Annotated in this window: 14 protein-coding genes; 2 read left to right on the top strand and 12 right to left on the bottom strand. The window is 63.8% G+C overall.

Annotated elements, in window-relative coordinates; genetic code table 11:
• Window positions 1–86: 86 nt before the first annotated feature.
• Entirely contained in the window at window positions 87–1,760 is a 1,674-nt protein-coding gene (leuA, locus tag V3314_RS08870) for a 2-isopropylmalate synthase (RefSeq protein WP_025337875.1), read from the top strand.
• Between the two features lie 238 nt (window positions 1,761–1,998).
• Here leuA and V3314_RS08865 read toward each other — a convergent pair whose 3' ends face one another.
• Genes V3314_RS08865 through zwf form a run of 3 tightly spaced genes read right to left on the bottom strand, consistent with a single transcriptional unit; the run spans window position 1,999 to window position 4,866 of the window.
• Window positions 1,999–2,679, bottom strand: a complete 681-nt coding sequence (locus V3314_RS08865) for a bifunctional 4-hydroxy-2-oxoglutarate aldolase/2-dehydro-3-deoxy-phosphogluconate aldolase (protein ID WP_025337874.1) — start codon at window positions 2,677–2,679, stop codon at window positions 1,999–2,001.
• A 17-nt stretch (window positions 2,680–2,696) separates the two neighbouring features.
• Window positions 2,697–3,410 (bottom strand): 6-phosphogluconolactonase, encoded by a 714-nt coding sequence (gene pgl, locus V3314_RS08860; protein ID WP_046617123.1) that lies wholly within the window; start codon window positions 3,408–3,410, stop codon window positions 2,697–2,699.
• Window positions 3,397–4,866: a glucose-6-phosphate dehydrogenase gene (gene zwf, locus V3314_RS08855; protein ID WP_046617124.1), complete on the bottom strand. Its 1,470-nt coding sequence runs from the start codon at window positions 4,864–4,866 to the stop codon at window positions 3,397–3,399. The genes pgl and zwf overlap by 14 nt, the downstream gene beginning before the upstream one ends.
• 211 nt (window positions 4,867–5,077) lie before the next feature.
• On the opposite strand from zwf, the gene hexR reads away from it, so the two are divergent.
• Window positions 5,078–5,941, top strand: a complete 864-nt coding sequence (hexR, locus tag V3314_RS08850; protein WP_169774905.1) for a DNA-binding transcriptional regulator HexR — start codon at window positions 5,078–5,080, stop codon at window positions 5,939–5,941.
• Here the strand turns inward: hexR and V3314_RS08845 are convergent.
• The 9 genes from V3314_RS08845 to gltR form a co-directional block, all read right to left on the bottom strand.
• A complete protein-coding gene (locus V3314_RS08845) occupies window positions 5,934–6,788 on the bottom strand; it encodes a D-hexose-6-phosphate mutarotase (protein WP_046617125.1) in 855 nt (284 codons plus the stop codon). The genes hexR and V3314_RS08845 overlap by 8 nt on opposite strands.
• A 116-nt stretch (window positions 6,789–6,904) precedes the next feature.
• Entirely contained in the window at window positions 6,905–8,197 is a 1,293-nt protein-coding gene (locus tag V3314_RS08840) for a carbohydrate porin (protein WP_230385668.1), read from the bottom strand.
• Window positions 8,198–8,298: 101 nt separating this feature from the next.
• Window positions 8,299–9,453, bottom strand: coding sequence for a sn-glycerol-3-phosphate ABC transporter ATP-binding protein UgpC (ugpC, locus tag V3314_RS08835; protein WP_338460139.1), 1,155 nt, complete (start codon window positions 9,451–9,453; stop codon window positions 8,299–8,301).
• Window positions 9,454–9,456: 3 nt separating this feature from the next.
• On the bottom strand, window positions 9,457–10,302 hold the full coding sequence (locus V3314_RS08830) for a carbohydrate ABC transporter permease (protein ID WP_046617128.1): 846 nt from the start codon (window positions 10,300–10,302) through the stop codon (window positions 9,457–9,459).
• On the bottom strand, window positions 10,295–11,203 hold the full coding sequence (locus V3314_RS08825) for a sugar ABC transporter permease (protein WP_025337868.1): 909 nt from the start codon (window positions 11,201–11,203) through the stop codon (window positions 10,295–10,297). Before V3314_RS08825 ends, V3314_RS08830 begins: the two co-directional genes overlap by 8 nt.
• 180 nt (window positions 11,204–11,383) lie before the next feature.
• Window positions 11,384–12,670: an ABC transporter substrate-binding protein gene (locus V3314_RS08820; RefSeq protein ID WP_046617130.1), complete on the bottom strand. Its 1,287-nt coding sequence runs from the start codon at window positions 12,668–12,670 to the stop codon at window positions 11,384–11,386.
• Window positions 12,671–12,774: 104 nt separating this feature from the next.
• Complete coding sequence (locus V3314_RS08815) at window positions 12,775–14,025, bottom strand: AGE family epimerase/isomerase (protein WP_085600582.1); 1,251 nt, start codon at window positions 14,023–14,025, stop codon at window positions 12,775–12,777.
• Between the two features lie 240 nt (window positions 14,026–14,265).
• Window positions 14,266–15,720, bottom strand: coding sequence for an ATP-binding protein (locus V3314_RS08810; RefSeq protein ID WP_108480959.1), 1,455 nt, complete (start codon window positions 15,718–15,720; stop codon window positions 14,266–14,268).
• Window positions 15,701–16,426 (bottom strand): two-component system response regulator GltR, encoded by a 726-nt coding sequence (gene gltR / locus V3314_RS08805; RefSeq protein ID WP_108480958.1) that lies wholly within the window; start codon window positions 16,424–16,426, stop codon window positions 15,701–15,703. The genes V3314_RS08810 and gltR overlap by 20 nt, the downstream gene beginning before the upstream one ends.
• Window positions 16,427–16,489: the final 63 nt, after the last annotated feature.

The raw sequence follows: 16,489 nt of genomic DNA, 5'->3' as shown, positions 1-16,489 counted from the left end.
TACCAGGCTGAATCGCGTCGCCTCGCCTTTCATCTCGTTATCGCTCGGCAGGCCCGATCTCGGCCGCACACAAAAGGATTGCTTCCATGACCATGCTCAAAGACCCTTCGAAGAAGTACCGCGCTTTCCCGACCATCGACCTGCCTGACCGTACCTGGCCGTCGAAGACCATCACCGCCGCGCCAATCTGGTGCAGCTCCGACCTGCGTGATGGCAACCAGTCGCTGATCGAGCCGATGGATTCGGAGAAGAAACTGCGCTTCTGGAAGACCCTGGTGCAGGTTGGCGTGAAGGAAATCGAAGCCTCGTTCCCGTCCGCTTCGCAGACCGATTTCGACTTCGTGCGCATGCTGATCGAAGACGGCCACATCCCGGATGACACCACCATCCAGGTGCTCACCCAGGCCCGTGAAGACCTCATCGCCCGCACCTTCGAGTCGCTGCGCGGGGCGAAGAAGGCCATCGTCCACCTGTATAACGCCACCAGCCCGTCGTTCCGCCGCATCGTCTTCAACCAGGACAAGCAAGGCGTCAAGGACATCGCGGTGAACGCGGCCAAGCTGTTCGTCAAGTACGCCGCCCAGCAGCCGGAAACCCAGTGGACCTTCCAGTACTCGCCGGAAACCTTCAGCGCCACCGAGCTGGAATTCGCCAAGGAAGTCTGCGACGCGGTCATCGAGGTGTGGAACCCGACCCCCGAGCACAAGATCATCCTCAATCTGCCGGCCACCGTGGAAGTGTCCACCCCGAACATCTACGCCGACCAGATCGAGTGGTTCTGCCGTAATGTCAGCCGTCGCGACAGCGTGATCATCAGCCTGCACTGCCACAACGACCGCGGCACCGGCATTGCCGCCACCGAACTGGGCCTGATGGCCGGCGCCGATCGCGCTGAAGGCTGCCTGTTCGGCAACGGCGAGCGTACCGGTAACGTCGACCTGGTGACCCTGGCACTGAACCTCTACACCCAGGGTATCGACCCGCTGCTGGACTTCTCCGACATCGACGGCGTGCGCAAGGTGGTCGAAGAGTGCAACCAGCTGCCGGTGCACCCACGCCACCCATACGTGGGCGACCTGGTCCACACCGCGTTCTCCGGCTCGCACCAGGACGCCATCCGCAAAGGCTTCGCCAAGCAGCAGGAAGGCGAGCTGTGGGAAGTGCCTTACTTGCCGATCGACCCGGCCGACATCGGCCGCAGCTACGAGGCGGTAATCCGCGTCAACAGCCAGTCGGGCAAAGGCGGCATCACCTACCTGCTCGAGCAGGAATACGGCATCAGCCTGCCGCGCCGCATGCAGATCGAGTTCAGCCAGGTAGTACAGGGTGAAACCGACCGCCTGGGCCTGGAAATGACCGCCCAGCAGATCTACAGCCTGCTGCACAAGGAATACCTCCAGGCCAACGCCCCGTACGCGCTGGTCAGCCACCGCCTGCAGGAAGAGAACGGCCACAGCGCCGTGGAAGTGGAAGTCGCCGGTGAAGGCGAAACCACCCTGCACTGGCGCGGCAAAGGCAACGGCGCTCTGGAGGCGCTGGTGGCCGGCCTGCCGATTGCCGTGGAGATCATGGACTACAACGAGCATGCCATTGGCGCCGGCACCAATGCCAAGGCTGCGGCCTACATCGAACTGCGCGTGGCCGGCGGCCGCCCGGTACATGGTGTGGGTATCGATGAAAACATCACCACGGCCAGCTTCAAGGCACTGTTCAGTGCGCTGAACCGCTCGCTGAGCCTGCAGGAAGCCAAGGCGGCCTGAGCCGTACCGCAATGAATGAGAGAGCCCGCATCGTTTGATGCGGGCTTTTTTGTTGGCCTGTGCCGGCCTCTTCGCGGGCTTGCCCGCTCCCACAGGTACTGCACAGCTCCCGAGAGCGGCGCAATCCTGTGGGAGCGGGCAAGCCCGCGAAAGGGCCGGTACAGGCGCTGCAAGATCTCCAGGCAAAAAAAAGGGGCGCCGACCAAGCGCCCCACAAGCCGTAAAGCACACAACAAATTCAGTTGGCGTCCAGCAGCGCCATCGCTTCCGCACTGCACGCTTCGATCCGCGCCCAGTCGCCGTTCTTGATCCAGCTGCTGTCGAGCATCCAGGTGCCACCCACGCACATCACATTGGGCAGCGCCATGTAGTTGCGCACGTTGGCCGGGTTCACACCGCCCGTTGGGCAGAAACGAATATCGCCGAACGGGCCGCCAAAGGCCTTGATCGCCGCCACGCCGCCGCTGATCTCCGCCGGGAACAGCTTGAAGCGGCGGTAGCCCAGGGCGTAGCCCATCATGATTTCTGACGGCGTGCTGATGCCTGGCAGCAGCGGGATCTCGCTGTCCACACCAGCTTCGAGAATGTCCTGGGTAATGCCTGGCGTAACGACGAACTGCGCACCCGCAGCTTCAACGGCGGCGAACATGCCGCGATCGAGCACGGTGCCGGCACCGACACAAAGCTCCGGGCGCTGCTCGCGCAACACCTGGATGGCCTTCAGGCCATATTGCGAGCGCAAGGTCACTTCCAGGGTACGGATACCGCCGGCGGCCAGGGCATCAGCCAGGGGCAGGATGTCTTCCTCACGGGCGATGGTGATCACCGGTAGAATGCGCGCCTTTTCGCAAATGGCGTCGATCCGTGCGGCTTTGTCGGCCATCGAGAGCTTGGGCTGTGGGCGTTCGAGGGTGGTCATGACTGTGGATCCTTGGCTCATGGGCACCAGTAGATGTCCAGGGGGTCGTGAAGAAAAGCGCGAATCGGCATTTCGGTAAGGTCGTTGCCAGCCAGCGCGGCGCGCAGGGTAGCGAGTTTGCCCTGCCCTTGTATGGACAGCGCGGTAAAGGCGGAGCTGGCCAGCAGCGAACGGGTCATCGACAGGCGCTGGTGCGGTACGCTCGGTGCCAGCAAGGGCAGGCAGCGGCGAGGGTTGGCCAGGTCGAGGCCGGCCTCCAGGTTGGGGCTGGCGGGGAAAAGCGAAGCGGTATGGCCATCATCCCCCATGCCCAGCACCAGCACGTCGATCGGCGGCAGCTCGGCCAGGACCTCATCGGCCCTGCCCGCGGCGGCATCAAGGTTCTCTGCCTGCTGGTAAAGGCCAACGAAGCGGGCCTTGGCCGCCGCGCCCTTGAACAAGTGGCGGGCCAGCAGGCCGGCGTTGCTGTCGGCGTGCTCCACCGGCACCCAGCGCTCGTCGGCCAGGCTGACGGTGACCTTGGCCCAGTCGAGGTTTTCGCTGGCCAGCTTCTCGAGGAACGGCACCGGGCTGCGGCCGCCGGACAGCACCACGCAGGCCTGGCCCTTGGCAGCAATGGCCGCGCGCAGGCGCTCGGCCACGTCATGGGCCTGGGTTGCGGCCAGAGCCTTGGCATCCGCCAGCTCGTGTACCTTCACAGCCGCTGGCAGTTTCAGTTCAGATATCCCCATACCACGCCCTCCCATCGCGTGTGATCAGTGCAATCGAGCTCATCGGCCCCCAGGAGCCTGCCGCGTATGGCTTGGGCGCATCGCCCGCGTTACGCCAGCCGGCGATCAGCTGGTCGCACCACTTCCAGGCATACTCGATTTCGTCCTTGCGCACGAACAGGTTCTGGTTACCGCGCATCACTTCGAGCAACAGCCGCTCGTAGGCATCCGGAATCCTTGCACTGCGCCAGGTATCGGAGAAATTCAGCTGCAACGGGCCGCTGCGCAGTTGCATGCCTTTGTCCAGGCCCTGCTCCTTGGTCATTACCCGCAAAGAGATGCCTTCGTCCGGTTGCAGGCGGATGATCAGCTTGTTACCGATCTGCAAACGCTGTTCCGGGGCGAAGATGTAGTGCGGCGTTTCCTTGAAGTGGATGACGATCTGCGACAGCTTCTGCGGCATGCGCTTGCCGGTACGCAGGTAGAACGGCACCCCCGACCAGCGCCAGTTGCGGATGTCGGCACGCAGGGCGACGAAGGTTTCGGTGTCGCTCTGGGCGTTGGCGTTGTCTTCTTCAAGATAACCGGGCACCGGCTTGCCATCGCTGTAGCCGGCGATGTACTGGCCGCGCACCACACGGGTGCTCAGCCCTTCGCCCGTGATCGGTGCCAGGGCCTTGAGTACCTTGACCTTCTCGTCACGGATGGCATCGGCCGACAGTTCGCTGGGCGGGTCCATGGCGATCAGGCACAGCAGCTGCAGCAGGTGGTTCTGGATCATGTCGCGCAGCTGGCCGGCCTTGTCGAAGTAGCCCCAGCGGCCTTCGATACCAACCTTCTCGGCGACCGTGATCTCCACATGGGAGATGGAATTCTGGTTCCACTGGGTTTCGAACAGGCTGTTGGCGAAACGCAGGGCGATCAGGTTCTGCACCGTTTCCTTGCCCAGATAGTGGTCGATGCGATAGACCCGGCTCTCAGGGAAGAACCGCGCCACGGCATCGTTGACCCGGCGCGACGACTCCAGGTCGTGGCCAATGGGCTTCTCCAGCACCACTCGGGTGCGTGCGGCCAGCCCGACCTTGTCGAGGTTTTCGCAGATGGCCCCATACACCGCCGCAGCGGTGGCGAAGTAGGCGATCAGCGGCAGCTCGGCCGGCAATTGCTCAGCCAAGGCCTGGTAGCCCTCGGGCTGGAGAAAGTCCAGGTGCTGGTAACTCAGCCTGGCGAGGAAGCGGCCCAGCGCGGCGGGCTCGATATCGGCCTCGGGTACATGCCGGCGCAGGTGCGCTTCGATGCTGTCCAGGTGGCCCTGCGCGCTACCGGCCTCGCGGGCCAGCGCCAGCAGGCGGGTTTCCGGGTGCAACAGGTTGGCCCGGTCGAGCTGGTAGAGCGCAGGAAACAGCTTGCGCAATGCCAGGTCGCCGAGGGCGCCAAACAGGGCAAAGGTGCAAGGTTCGACACTGATCGCAGCCATGATGTTGGTTCTTTCCTAAAGTTGGTCTAGGAATACCGCTTTCACATACGGTTTTCAAGGGATAATGTAGTAAAAACCACAACATTACACGCAAGTGTTACAGACAAGTGGTACGTCAACCGCGCCGACAGTACGATAGACGACCGTGCAAAAAGCCTGCTGCTCCCACAGCCGGCTGTCTTCCCGACCCAAGGACACACCCATGGACCGCGTGCGAAACCTCCTGGAACAAATCCAGGGCCGCCTCGACGAGCTGAACAAGGCCGAACGCAAAGTCGCCGAAGTCATCCTGCTCAACCCGCAACAAGCAACCCGTTTCAGCATCGCTGCGCTGGCTCAGGCGGCCAAGGTCAGCGAACCTACCGTCAACCGCTTCTGCCGCTCGTTCGGCGTCAGCGGCTACCCCGAGCTCAAGCTGCAGCTGGCGCAGAGCTTGGCCAGCGGCGCCGCCTACGTCAGCCGCGCGGTGGAGGCTGACGATGACCCGGCCGCCTACACCCAGAAGATCTTCGCCAGTGCCATCGCCTCGCTCGACAGCGCCTGCCAGCAGCTCGACCCGCAGCAGGTCAGCCGTGCCGTGGACATGATGATCCAGGCCCGGCAGATCCACTTCTTCGGCCTGGGCGCCTCGGCCCCGGTGGCGCTGGACGCCCAGCACAAGTTCTTCCGCTTCAACCTGGCAGTGTCGGCCCACGCCGACGTGCTGATGCAGCGCATGCTGGCCTCGGTGGCGCACACCGGCGACCTGTTCGTGATCATTTCCTACACCGGACGAACCCGCGAACTGGTCGAGGTGGCCCGCCTGGCCCGGGAAAACGGCGCCTCGGTGCTGGGCCTGACCGCTGCCGGTTCGCCACTGGCCAATGCCTGCAGCCTTAGCCTGCACATTCCGCTGCCGGAAGACACCGACATCTACATGCCGATGACCTCACGGATCATCCAGCTGACCGTGCTCGATGTGCTGGCTACCGGCATGACCCTGCGGCGCGGCGTGGATTTCCAGCCGCACCTGCGCAAGATCAAGGAAAGCCTCAACGCCAGCCGCTATCCGATCGAGGACGACGAGCTCAACTGAGCCGGTGCGCCTGCAGGCGCAGGTGGGCACGCTGCCCCGGCGCCAGGCTCAAGCCCTCGCCGCTGCCGCTGGCGGCCTCGACACAGATGAAACGCTGGCATTCGCGCCCGGTCACGCCCATCAACGGGCGATTGCCTGGGTGCCAGACCACCGTGTCGTCGCTGTCACCGGTATCGATGCAAAGTTCGCGCTGCCAGGCCGGGTCCTGCAATTGCACCCGCGGCGTGCCGGGGTAGACCTTCTGGCAGCCGCCCTTGAGTTTCAGCGCGCCATCTTCACGGCAGGCCTGACGGTTCAGGCGGTCGTAGCCTTCGATATCCTCGAGCCCGGACAGCGCTATCTCGGACACGTCACTGATGCGCCAGTAGGCCAGCAGGGCATGGCTCAGCTGGCATGGTTCGCTGTCCTGGTGCTCGGTGCTAAGGCTCAGCTCCATGCGGCTACCCAGCCGGGCATGCAGGTCGACCTGCCAGTCGCACAGGTCCAGCCGCCATTTCAGGGTTACCCCCTCCTCGTCCTCGCGGCTGTCCACCAGCTTCCAGTCGAGCAGCCGCGCCCAGCCATGGGCCGGCCACAAGTCCTCGCTGGGGTGGCGGCCATACCATGGCCAGCACACCGGCACACCACCGCGGATCGCCCCCACCTGGGGCCACTGCTCGGCGCACCACAGCCAGGGCCGTTCACCCGCTGGTTGAAAATGCAGCAGTTGCGCACCCTGGCGGCTGAACACCGCCTGGCAACGGGGATGGTCGATGATCAGCACATCGCGCTGCTGGTAACGCTCCCACTCGAATGTCGGCCGGGGCCGCTGCGAGGTAAAGAAGCGATGGAGCGGATGTTCGGGCATGGTTCAGAGCTCTTGTTGTTTGAGATAGCGCTGTCTCGGCCTATCCCCGACAACCACTGGAGGCCAGTGGGTGCCGGGTACCGAAGTGGATTGGCGTAAATTTACAACAATTGCTCTCAGAATGACGACTGAATCTTCAATCCCGCGACCAGCGCGTTGTCCACCTCATCGACCCCGCCGGGGCTCTTGATGTACTGCAGGTTGGGCCGCACGGTCAGCCAGTTGGTGACGTGGAAGCCGTAGTAGAGCTCGGCGTTGTACTCGGTACGCTGCAGCGGCACGAAGCCTGGGTTGTCGTAATCGCTGATGCCGCTCTGGGCGTTGAGCAGTTCGGCGCGTTTCTTCACGTCGTCGTTCACATGAATGCGCGCCACGCCGAAGCCGATGTCGTCCTTGGGCCGGGCGTCGAAGGCGCCTTTGTAGACCAACCCCAGCTGCTGGTAGTTGTCGACCACGTTGGTGGCCTGGTCGTGCACGGTGAAGTTGGCGAACAGGCTCAGGCCACGGTTCACGTCGCCGCCATGGGCGGTGACCTGCTGCTGCGCCACCACCCACCAGCCATGCTTGCTTGAGTGCGACTTGAAGGCTTCGCCCGTCAGCGCCTGCGGGTTGCCGTTGACGTCATCGAACACATCGTCGGCCTTGGCCGTGCTGTAGTAGTAACCCAGGCGGTACTCGCCCGGCAGGCCGTTGACCTTGGGTGACCACACCGCTTCCACCGGCAGGATCGCACCCTTCGTACCGCTGCCGCTGAGCTTGAAGCCGTTTCCGGTTTCCAGGTTGGAAGGGTTCTGCTCGAAGGCGCCGACCTGGACGAAGAATTCCGGGGTGATGTTGTATTTCACCCGCAGCGCCCACTGGCTGACCGGCCAGTTGTACCAGATGCCGCCGACCCAGTTGCCCACCTGCGAGCCGCAGAAAGCCAGGTTCTGGAAGTCGCAGGGGAAGCTGTTGAAGTCCTCGCCCTCGCCGAAGCGGCCAAATTTGACGTCCAGTGCGCCGTCGAAGTACTTCTGCTTGATCCACATCTGGGTCAGCCGCCAGGTCTGGCCACGGCCCCACACTTCCTGCACCGAGCTGAACTGCCCGGCGCGCGGATCGCTGATACGGTCGTTGGACAGGTTGCGGCCGCTGCGCTCGGTGATCGCCAGCTTGAACTCGGCGTCGTGCCAGCCGAAGATTTTCTGCAGGTCCAGGTGCGCACCGAGGGCAAACTGGTCGCTATAGCGCGCGGTCTTGTCGTCGTTGTAGCCGCCGTGCAAGTTGCCAGCCGCCTCACCGACATAATCAAGGGTGAAGTCATAGCCCTTTTCCAGCAGCTCGGTGCGGGTGCCGCCCCAGTCGCCGGTCATCCACTTCGATTCGCTGGAAAAAGCCTCGGCAGCCTGCGCGCCGCTGCCAGCGGCCATCGCCAGCGGTGCGAGCAAGGCGAGCGAACCTAATGTCCTGATGCGTTTGCGCTGTTCCATCCCTTTGCGTCCTCTTGTTCTTATTTGACGGTGTAGACGAGTTATCGGCCTTTGAAGAGCGCCACATTGTCCTTCATGGCCGTGGCAGTAGTGGCCAGGTGCAGGCGCTCGCCGCTGGCAGCGTCGAACAGCAGCACCCGGGCCGGGTCGAATTGCAGGTTCAGGCTGTCGCCGACCCGGCACGCCACATCCGGCGCCAGGCGGCAGCAGACCTTGGTCTGGTTCAGGGTGACGAACACCAGCAGGTCCGGCCCGGTGGGCTCGGTCACCTGCACCTCGGCGCGAATGCCGGGCAGGCCATTGCCCTCGGCTGCACCCAGGGCAATCTGCTCGGGGCGGATGCCCAGGATGATCTCGCGGCCATTCAGCTCGTCAGCGGCTACCCCCAGAGGCAGTTCGCAACGCGCCTGGCCGCTGTCGAGCAAGGCCAGCAGGCGCCCGTCCTGATGCGTGAGGCGCACCGGGATGAAGTTCATCGGTGGCGAACCGATGAAGCTGGCGACGAACTGGTTGGCCGGATCGTTGTAGATCTGCTGCGGGGTGCCGAACTGCTGGATGATGCCGTCCTTCATCACCGCCACCTTGTCGCCCAGGGTCATGGCCTCGATCTGGTCATGGGTGACGTACACGGTGGTGGTCTTGAGGCGCTGGTGCATCAATTTCATTTCGGTACGCATCTCGACGCGCAGCTTGGCATCGAGGTTGGACAGCGGTTCATCGAACAGGTAGATCTTCGGCCGCCGCGCCAGCGCCCGGCCCATGGCCACGCGCTGCTGCTGGCCACCGGACAGCTGCGCCGGCTTGCGCGCCAGCAAGTGCTCGATCTGCAACAGCTTGGCCACCCTCGCCACTTCTTCGTCGATGGCGGCCTGGGGCAGCTTGCGGATCTTCAGGCCGAACTCGATGTTCTCGCGCACGCTCATGGTCGGGTACAGCGCGTAGGACTGGAACACCATGGCGATGTCGCGGTCCTTGGGGCTCATGCCGCTGACGTCCTGCTGGTCGATGAGAATCGCACCGCCGGTGATCTGCTCCAGCCCGGCGATGCAGTTCATCAAGGTCGACTTGCCGCAGCCCGACGGGCCGACCAGGATCAGGAACTCGCCATCCTTGATCGACAGCTGGATGTCCTTGAGGGTGTCCGGCAAGCCGCTGCCGTAGGTCTTGTTCACATTGCGAAGTTCGAGCGTTGCCATGACTTACCCCTTTACCGCGCCAGCAGTCAGCCCGCGGACGAAATATTTGCCTGCCACCACGTAGACCAGCAGGGTTGGCAGGCCGGCGATCATCGCCGCTGCCATGTCGACGTTGTATTCCTTGGCCCCGGTGCTGGTGTTGACCAGGTTGTTCAGGGCCACGGTAATCGGTTGCGAATCGCCGCTGGAGAACACCACGCCGAACAGAAAGTCGTTCCATATCTGGGTGAACTGCCAGATCAGGCAGACCATGATGATTGGCGTGGACATCGGCAGGATGATGCGGCGGAAAATGGTGAAGAACCCGGCACCGTCCAGGCGCGCAGCCTTGACCAGCGCATCGGGGATGCTCACGTAGAAGTTGCGGAAGAACAGCGTTGTGAAGGCCAGGCCGTAGACCACGTGCACCAGTACCAGGCCGGTGGTGGTGCTGGCCAGGCCAAGCTTGCCGAGGGTGAACGAGGCCGGCAGCAGTACGGTCTGGAACGGCAGGAAGCAGCCGAACAGCAGCAGGCCGAAGAACAGCTGCGAACCGCGGAAGCGCCACATCGACAGCACATAGCCGTTCAGCGCGCCGATGGCGGTGGAGATGAGCACCGCTGGCACGGTGATCATGATCGAGTTCCAGAAATAACCGCTGACCGTGCCCCAGGCCTTGACCCAACCGATGCCGGTAATTACCGCCGGCCAGCTCAGCAGGTTGCCGGTGCTGATGTCTTCCGGGGTCTTGAAGCTGGTCAGCAGCATCACCACCAGCGGCACCAGGTACAGCAGCACCGCCAGTAACAGCACCGCGTGGATGGCGATGCGGCTCGGGCTCGGCACTGCTTTGTCGAGAGGGCTATGCATGGCGTTTGCTCCGCAACTCCGAGTACAGGTAAGGCACGAGGATCGCCAGGATCGCCCCGAGCATCAGGATGGCGCTGGCCGAGCCCATGCCCATCTGGCCGCGGCTGAAGGTGAATGAATACATGAACATCGCGGGCAGGTCGGACGAGTAGCCTGGGCCACCGGCAGTCATGGCCGCCACCAGGTCGAAGCTCTTGATGGCAATGTGCGCGAGGATCATCAGCGAACTGAAGAACACCGGGCGCAGGCTGGGCAGCACCACGCGCCAGTAGATTCGCGGCAGGCTGGCACCGTCGATCTGAGCGGCACGGATGATCGACGGGTCGACGCCACGCAGGCCGGCAAGGAACATCGCCATGATGAAGCCCGAGGCCTGCCACACGGCGGCGATCACCAGGCAGTACACCACCCGGTCTGGATCGATCAGCCAGTCAAGGCGAAAGCCCTCCCAGCCCCAGTCACGCAGCAGCTTGTCCAGGCCCATGCCGGGGTTGAGCAGCCACTTCCAGGCGGTGCCGGTGACGATCATCGACAGCGCCATGGGGTACAGGTAGATGGTGCGGATGAAACCTTCGCGACGGATGCGCTGGTCCAGCAGGACCGCCAGCACTACACCGATGACCAGGCTGATGGCGATGAACAGGCCGCCGAACAGCAGCAGGTTCTTGCTTGCCACCCACCAGCGATCGTTGTCGAACAGCCGGGCGTACTGCGCCAGGCCGGCCCATTTGTAGGTCGGCAGGAAGGTCGAGGTGGTGAAGGACAGGACGAAAGTCCAGAGGATGTAGCCGTAGAAGCCCACCAGAACGATGAACATGCTCGGCGCCAGCACCAGCTTGGGCAGCCAGCGCTGTAACGCGTCCAGGGGTGAGGCCCGCAGTTGGGCGGTTGCTGTGGTCATGGTTCACCTCAAAGGCGCCGCACTCCCCTGCAGGAGCGGCCTTGTGTCGCGATGGGCTGCGCAGCAGCCCCAACGGACTCAAGGTCGATACCTACCTGAAAGATCGAGTGCGCAGGTTATGGGGCTGCTGCGCAGCCCATCGCGACACAAGGCCGCTCCTACAACGGATTCGCGTCAGCCTTACTGGGCAGCCTTGATCGCCGCCGCCAGCTTCTTCGCCGCATCGGCCGGGTCGGCCTTGGGGTCGTTGATGTAGTTGGTCACCACATCGAAGAACGCGCCCTGCACGGCCAGCGTGGTGGCCATGTTGTGCGCCATGCTCGGCTGCAGGCCGCCATTTTTGGCATCGGCCAGGAAGTCCTTGGCGGAGGTCTGCGCGCAGACGTCGAAGTCATACTTGCCCATGTCGGCAAGCATGTCGTTGCGCACCGGGATCGACCCCTTGTTGCTGCTGAAGACCTTCTGGAAGTCCTCGCCCAGCACCTTGCGGGCAATATCCTGCTGCCCGGCAGACGTGCCGGCGTCGTTCTGCTTGAACACCACCAGCGAGTCGATGTTGTACAGGAACGCCTTGTCGGTGCCGGGGAATGGCACGCACTGGTAGTCCTTGCCGGCGGTTTTCTTCGCCAGGGTCCATTCGCTCTTGGCCCAGTCGCCCATGATCTGCATGCCGGCCTTGCCGTTTATGACCTTGGCCGCTTCCAGGTTCCAATCCTGGCCTTTGCCATCCGGGTCCATGTAGCTGGCGACCTTTTTCAGTTCGGTCAGCGCCTTGACCATCTGCGGGCCGGTCAGGGCTGTGCTGTCAAGGTCGACCAGGGCCTTCTTGTAGCCATCGGCCCCCATCACCGCCAGCACCACGCTTTCGAACACGGTGCTGTCCTGCCACGGCTGGCCGCCGTGGGCGAGCGGGATGAAGCCGGCGGCCTTGAGCTTGTCGGCAGCGGCGTAGAATTCGTCGAGGGTGGCTGGCGCCTTGTCGACGCCGGCCTTCTTGAAGACTTCGGGGTTGATCCACAGCCAGTTGATACGGTGGATGTTCACCGGTACGGCGACATAGTCACCGTCATACTTGACGGTATCGGCGACTTTCTTGTCGAGCAGTGAGTCCCACTTTTCTTTCTTGGCCACATCCTTGAGTACATCGGCGTCGAGCAGGCCGGTGGCCGCCCAGTCCTGGATGTCCGGGCCCTTGATCTGCGCGACACCCGGCGGGTTGCCGGCAACGGCGCGGCTCTTGAGCACGGTCATGGCGGTGGCACCACCACCACCGGCAACGGCACCGTCCTTCCAGGTGAAACCATCTTTTTCGACCTGGGCCTTGAGCACATCGACCGCCGCTTTTTCACCACCAGAGGTCCACCAGTGCACCACCTCGACACTGCCTTTGGATTCGGCAGCCAGGGCATTGAATGGAAGCAAGGAGGCCAGGGAGATGGCGGCAGCGAGACGGAGCGTGGAATTCATCGAAGCACCTTTCTTGTTGTTATGCCGTGCAAGTCGATCGCTTGCGTTGCATGAAGTCTAAACAGCGTGCTCGCCTCGCCAGGTAACGAAGCGATGCGTGAATGTCATCGTTTGGTTACATTGCCGGCCAAGCTGCTGGCCAGGCTGGGTGCCAGTGGCAAGCCCGGCAGCAGCAGCGCCTGGTAGGCATGGTAGAGGTCGGGCTTGCCTGGCCAGATGGTCGCGGCCGGCTGGTTGCGCGTATCGAGTTCGTGGTGCCAGCTGCCAGCGCCATGGTCGATGAAATGGTTGACGATGAAGTCCCAGCAACGGCGGTACCACTGCTCGTAGTGCGCCTCGCCCGTGCGCTGCAACAGGGCCGCGGCGGCGGCGCAGGCTTCGGCATGCACCCAGTGCAGGCGTGCGCGCACCACCGGGCGATCGGCCCAGTCCAGGGTGTAGACAAAACCGGGCGCGCCATCGACGTTCCAGGCCTGCTGGCAGGCTGTATCGAACAATGCACGGGCACAGTCTGGCAGCCACTGCGGGGCATGCAGGCCGGCCTGTTCCAGGCTGGCTTCCAGATGCAACAGCAACCGCGCCCACTCCAAGGCATGCCCGGGGGTGGAGCCATAAGGCCGGAAGTGGTCTGCCGGGTACGCCTGGTTGTAGTGCGGCAGCGGCTGCCAGAGGGCGTCGAAATGCTCGATGACCCGGTAGCCGTTGGCGGCGGCATGGGTATGGATGATGCGTTCGGCGATGCGCAAGGCGCGTTGCAGCCACAGGTTGTCACCAGTTACGTCTGCCAGGGCCAGAAAGGCCTCGACCGCATGCATGTTGCTGTTGGCACCACGGTACTGCTCGGGCAACTGCCAGGCGCGGGAGAAGGCTTCCCGCAGGGCACCCTCCTCTTCGCTCCAGAAATGCGCTTCGAGCACCTGCACCGCGCCTGCCAGCAAGGCTGGTGCACCGCAAGCACCTGCCATCACCGCCGAGCTGGCGGCCAGGGCGACAAAGGCATGCAGGTAAGCCGCCTTGCCGCTGTCGTCATGGCCTCCGGGGTGGGCGAACCAGCCGCCGTAGGTGGCATCCTGCAGCGCGCCAAGCAGGGCGGCAACACCGTGTTCGGCATAGGGCAGGTAGCCAGGCAGGCCCTGCAGGTGGGCCAGGGCGAAACAGTGAGTCATGCGGGCGGTGATCAGGGTTTCGGCGCGGGCACCGGGGGCAAGCAGGCCTGCGGCGTCGAGGCTACCGAAGCCATCGGGCAGTTTCGAAGCCGTGGCGAAGGCCAGCAGGCGCTGCCCTTCGGCCATGCGCCAGGCGGTGTGGGCCGGGGCGTCGAGCCAGCGGGTGGAAGGCAGGTTGTAGGTGTTCATGGGCCAGCTAGATCCTTGCCAGTCGTCTGCGAATTCTAGTGAGCGGGCCTGGATGGGAATGTCACCAAGGAAGGTGGATTTGTCACCAGTAAGTGACATTTGTGCTGCCTGTGCCGACCCCTTCGCGGGTAAACCCGCCCCCACAAGTTTTTGCATTAGCCTCGGAGCCTGTATGGACCTGTGAGGTCTTTGTGGGAGCGGGTTTACCCGCGAAGGGGCCGGTACAGGCAATACAACCCTTCAGTCCATGCCCCGCGGCAGGTACAAGGTCACCCGCAACCCGCCCTCACGCAGGTTCAGCAAGCTCACCTCCCCGCCATGGCTATGGGCAATGTTGCGCGCAATCCCCAACCCCAGCCCGTACCCCTGCTGTTGCCCCGCCAGACGGAAGTGCGGCTCGAATACCTGCTCCAGCTGCTGCTGCGGCACCCCCGGCCCCTGGTCATCCACTTGCAGGACAAACCCCTCGGCACTGTCGATGATGCGCAGCCGCGCTCGCTCGCCGTACTTGATGGCGTTGTCGATCAGGTTGCCGATGCAGCGCCGCAACGCCAGCGGTTTGCCCGGGTATGGCGCCAGCGCCCGGCCTTCTAGCGTGATGCGGCCATCGCCCAGGTACGGCTCGGCCAGGATTTCCAGCACCTGGTTGAGGTCGACCGGCTCGATGTTCTCGTGGATGTCGGTGTCCTTCACGCACTGCAATGCACCTTTGACAAGTAGCTCCAGCTCGTCTAGGTCCTGGCTGAACTTGGCCTGCAGGCGCTCGTCCTCCAGCAGCTCGACGCGCAGGCGCAAGCGGGTGATCGGCGTGCGCAGGTCGTGGGAGATGGCACTGAACAGCTGGCTACGCTCGGTCAGGTAGCGGCTGATGCGCTCGCGCATGCTGTTGAATGCACGCCCCACCTCGACCACCTCGCTGCCACCACCTTCGGCCACCGGTGCCACATCGGCGCCCAGTGACATCTCTCGGGCAGCCCGCGCCAGGCGCTTGAGCGGCCAGCTTTGCCAGTGCACCAGCAAGCCGATGAACAGCAGCAGCAGGACCGTGGTCAACACGATGAAGCCAATCTGCTGGCGCGGCAGGCGCTCGGCCTCCAGGCTGGTGTAGGGCTCGGGCAGCAGCGAGGCGATGTACAGCCACTCACCCTCACCCAGGCGGATCTGGGTTACCAGCACCGGCGGGTTGAGTGGCTCGAGTGTCAGCGAGTAATGCGCCCAGGAGCGTGGCAGTTCGTCGAGCTTCAGGCCGCTGTTGAAGATACGCAGGTCGTCGGGCCCGACGAACTCGACGGAAATTTCCATCTGCGAACCCAGGCGCTCATGCAGCACCTGCTGGAACACATCGATCACCGCCTGCTTGCGCGGGGTAACGGGCAGTAGCGGCATGTCCAGCGGCTTGGCGTTGAGCGACACGAAAAAGCGTGTACCGCCCATGCTGCGCAACTGGTCGAGGACCATCGGCCGATAGGCCACTGGCAACGAGCGGAAGTAGCTGACGCTGGCACTCATCGAATGAGCCAGGCTGCTGGCGCTGGCACGCAGGCCCTGCAACTGACTGGCGCGCAGTTGGGCAACCCAGATGACGCTCGACAAACCCTGGGCAAGCAGCACCACCAGCAGGGTCAGCAACAGCATGCGCCCCAGTAGCGAGCGCGGCAGCAGTCGCCAGCGCCGCTCAGGGCGCATTGCAGACATGGGCAGCCAACAGGTAGCCGCTGCCGCGTACGGTGCGGATCAGCCGGGGTGGTTTGTCGGTATCGCGCAGGCGCTGGCGCAGGCGGCTGACCGCCATGTCGACGATGCGGTCCAGCGGCATCGGCTCGCGACCACGAGTGGCGTTGCCGATGGTATCGCGGTCGAGGATCTGCTGTGGGTGGTCGAGGAACAGCTTGAGCAGGGCGAAGTCGGCGCCAGAGAGAATCACTTCCTCACCGTCGCGATGGAACAGGCGGTGGCTGACCGTGTCCAGGCGCCAGTCGTCGAAGGCCAGCACCGCACCGCCCGGCGCCGCCTGGCCGAACTCGGCGCGACGCAGCAGGGCCTTGATCCGCGCTTGCAGTTCGCGGGGGCTGAACGGCTTGCCCAGGTAGTCGTCGGCGCCCAACTCCAGGCCGATGACCCGGTCGGTTTCGTCGGAGCTGGCGGTGAGCATGATAATCGGTACCCGTGCCTGGCGCGGGTGCTGGCGTACCCAGCGGCACAGGCTGAAGCCGTCTTCATCGGGCAGCATGACATCGAGGATGACCAGGTCGCAGGGGGTGGATTCCAGCGCGCGGCGAAAGCCCTTGCCGTCGGCTTCGGCATGCACCTGGAAGCCGGAGCGGCTCAGGTAGGTTTGCAGCAGCTCGCGGATTTCCTGGTCGTCGTCGACCATCAGGATCGATTTGCCGGCAGTGCTCAAGGTAGTCCTTCCTCTTGTTGATTGCAGGTCTTTTTGCCTGCTGTCGGGTGTTGCTTTCTGGGG

This window comes from Pseudomonas sp. TE3-3-F2023 (assembly GCF_036784815.1).
In the GTDB taxonomy this organism is placed as follows: Bacteria; Pseudomonadota; Gammaproteobacteria; order Pseudomonadales; family Pseudomonadaceae; genus Aquipseudomonas; species Aquipseudomonas pudica.
Note: the sequence above shows the minus strand (reverse complement) of the source record. Positions and strands in the feature narration are given on the sequence as shown.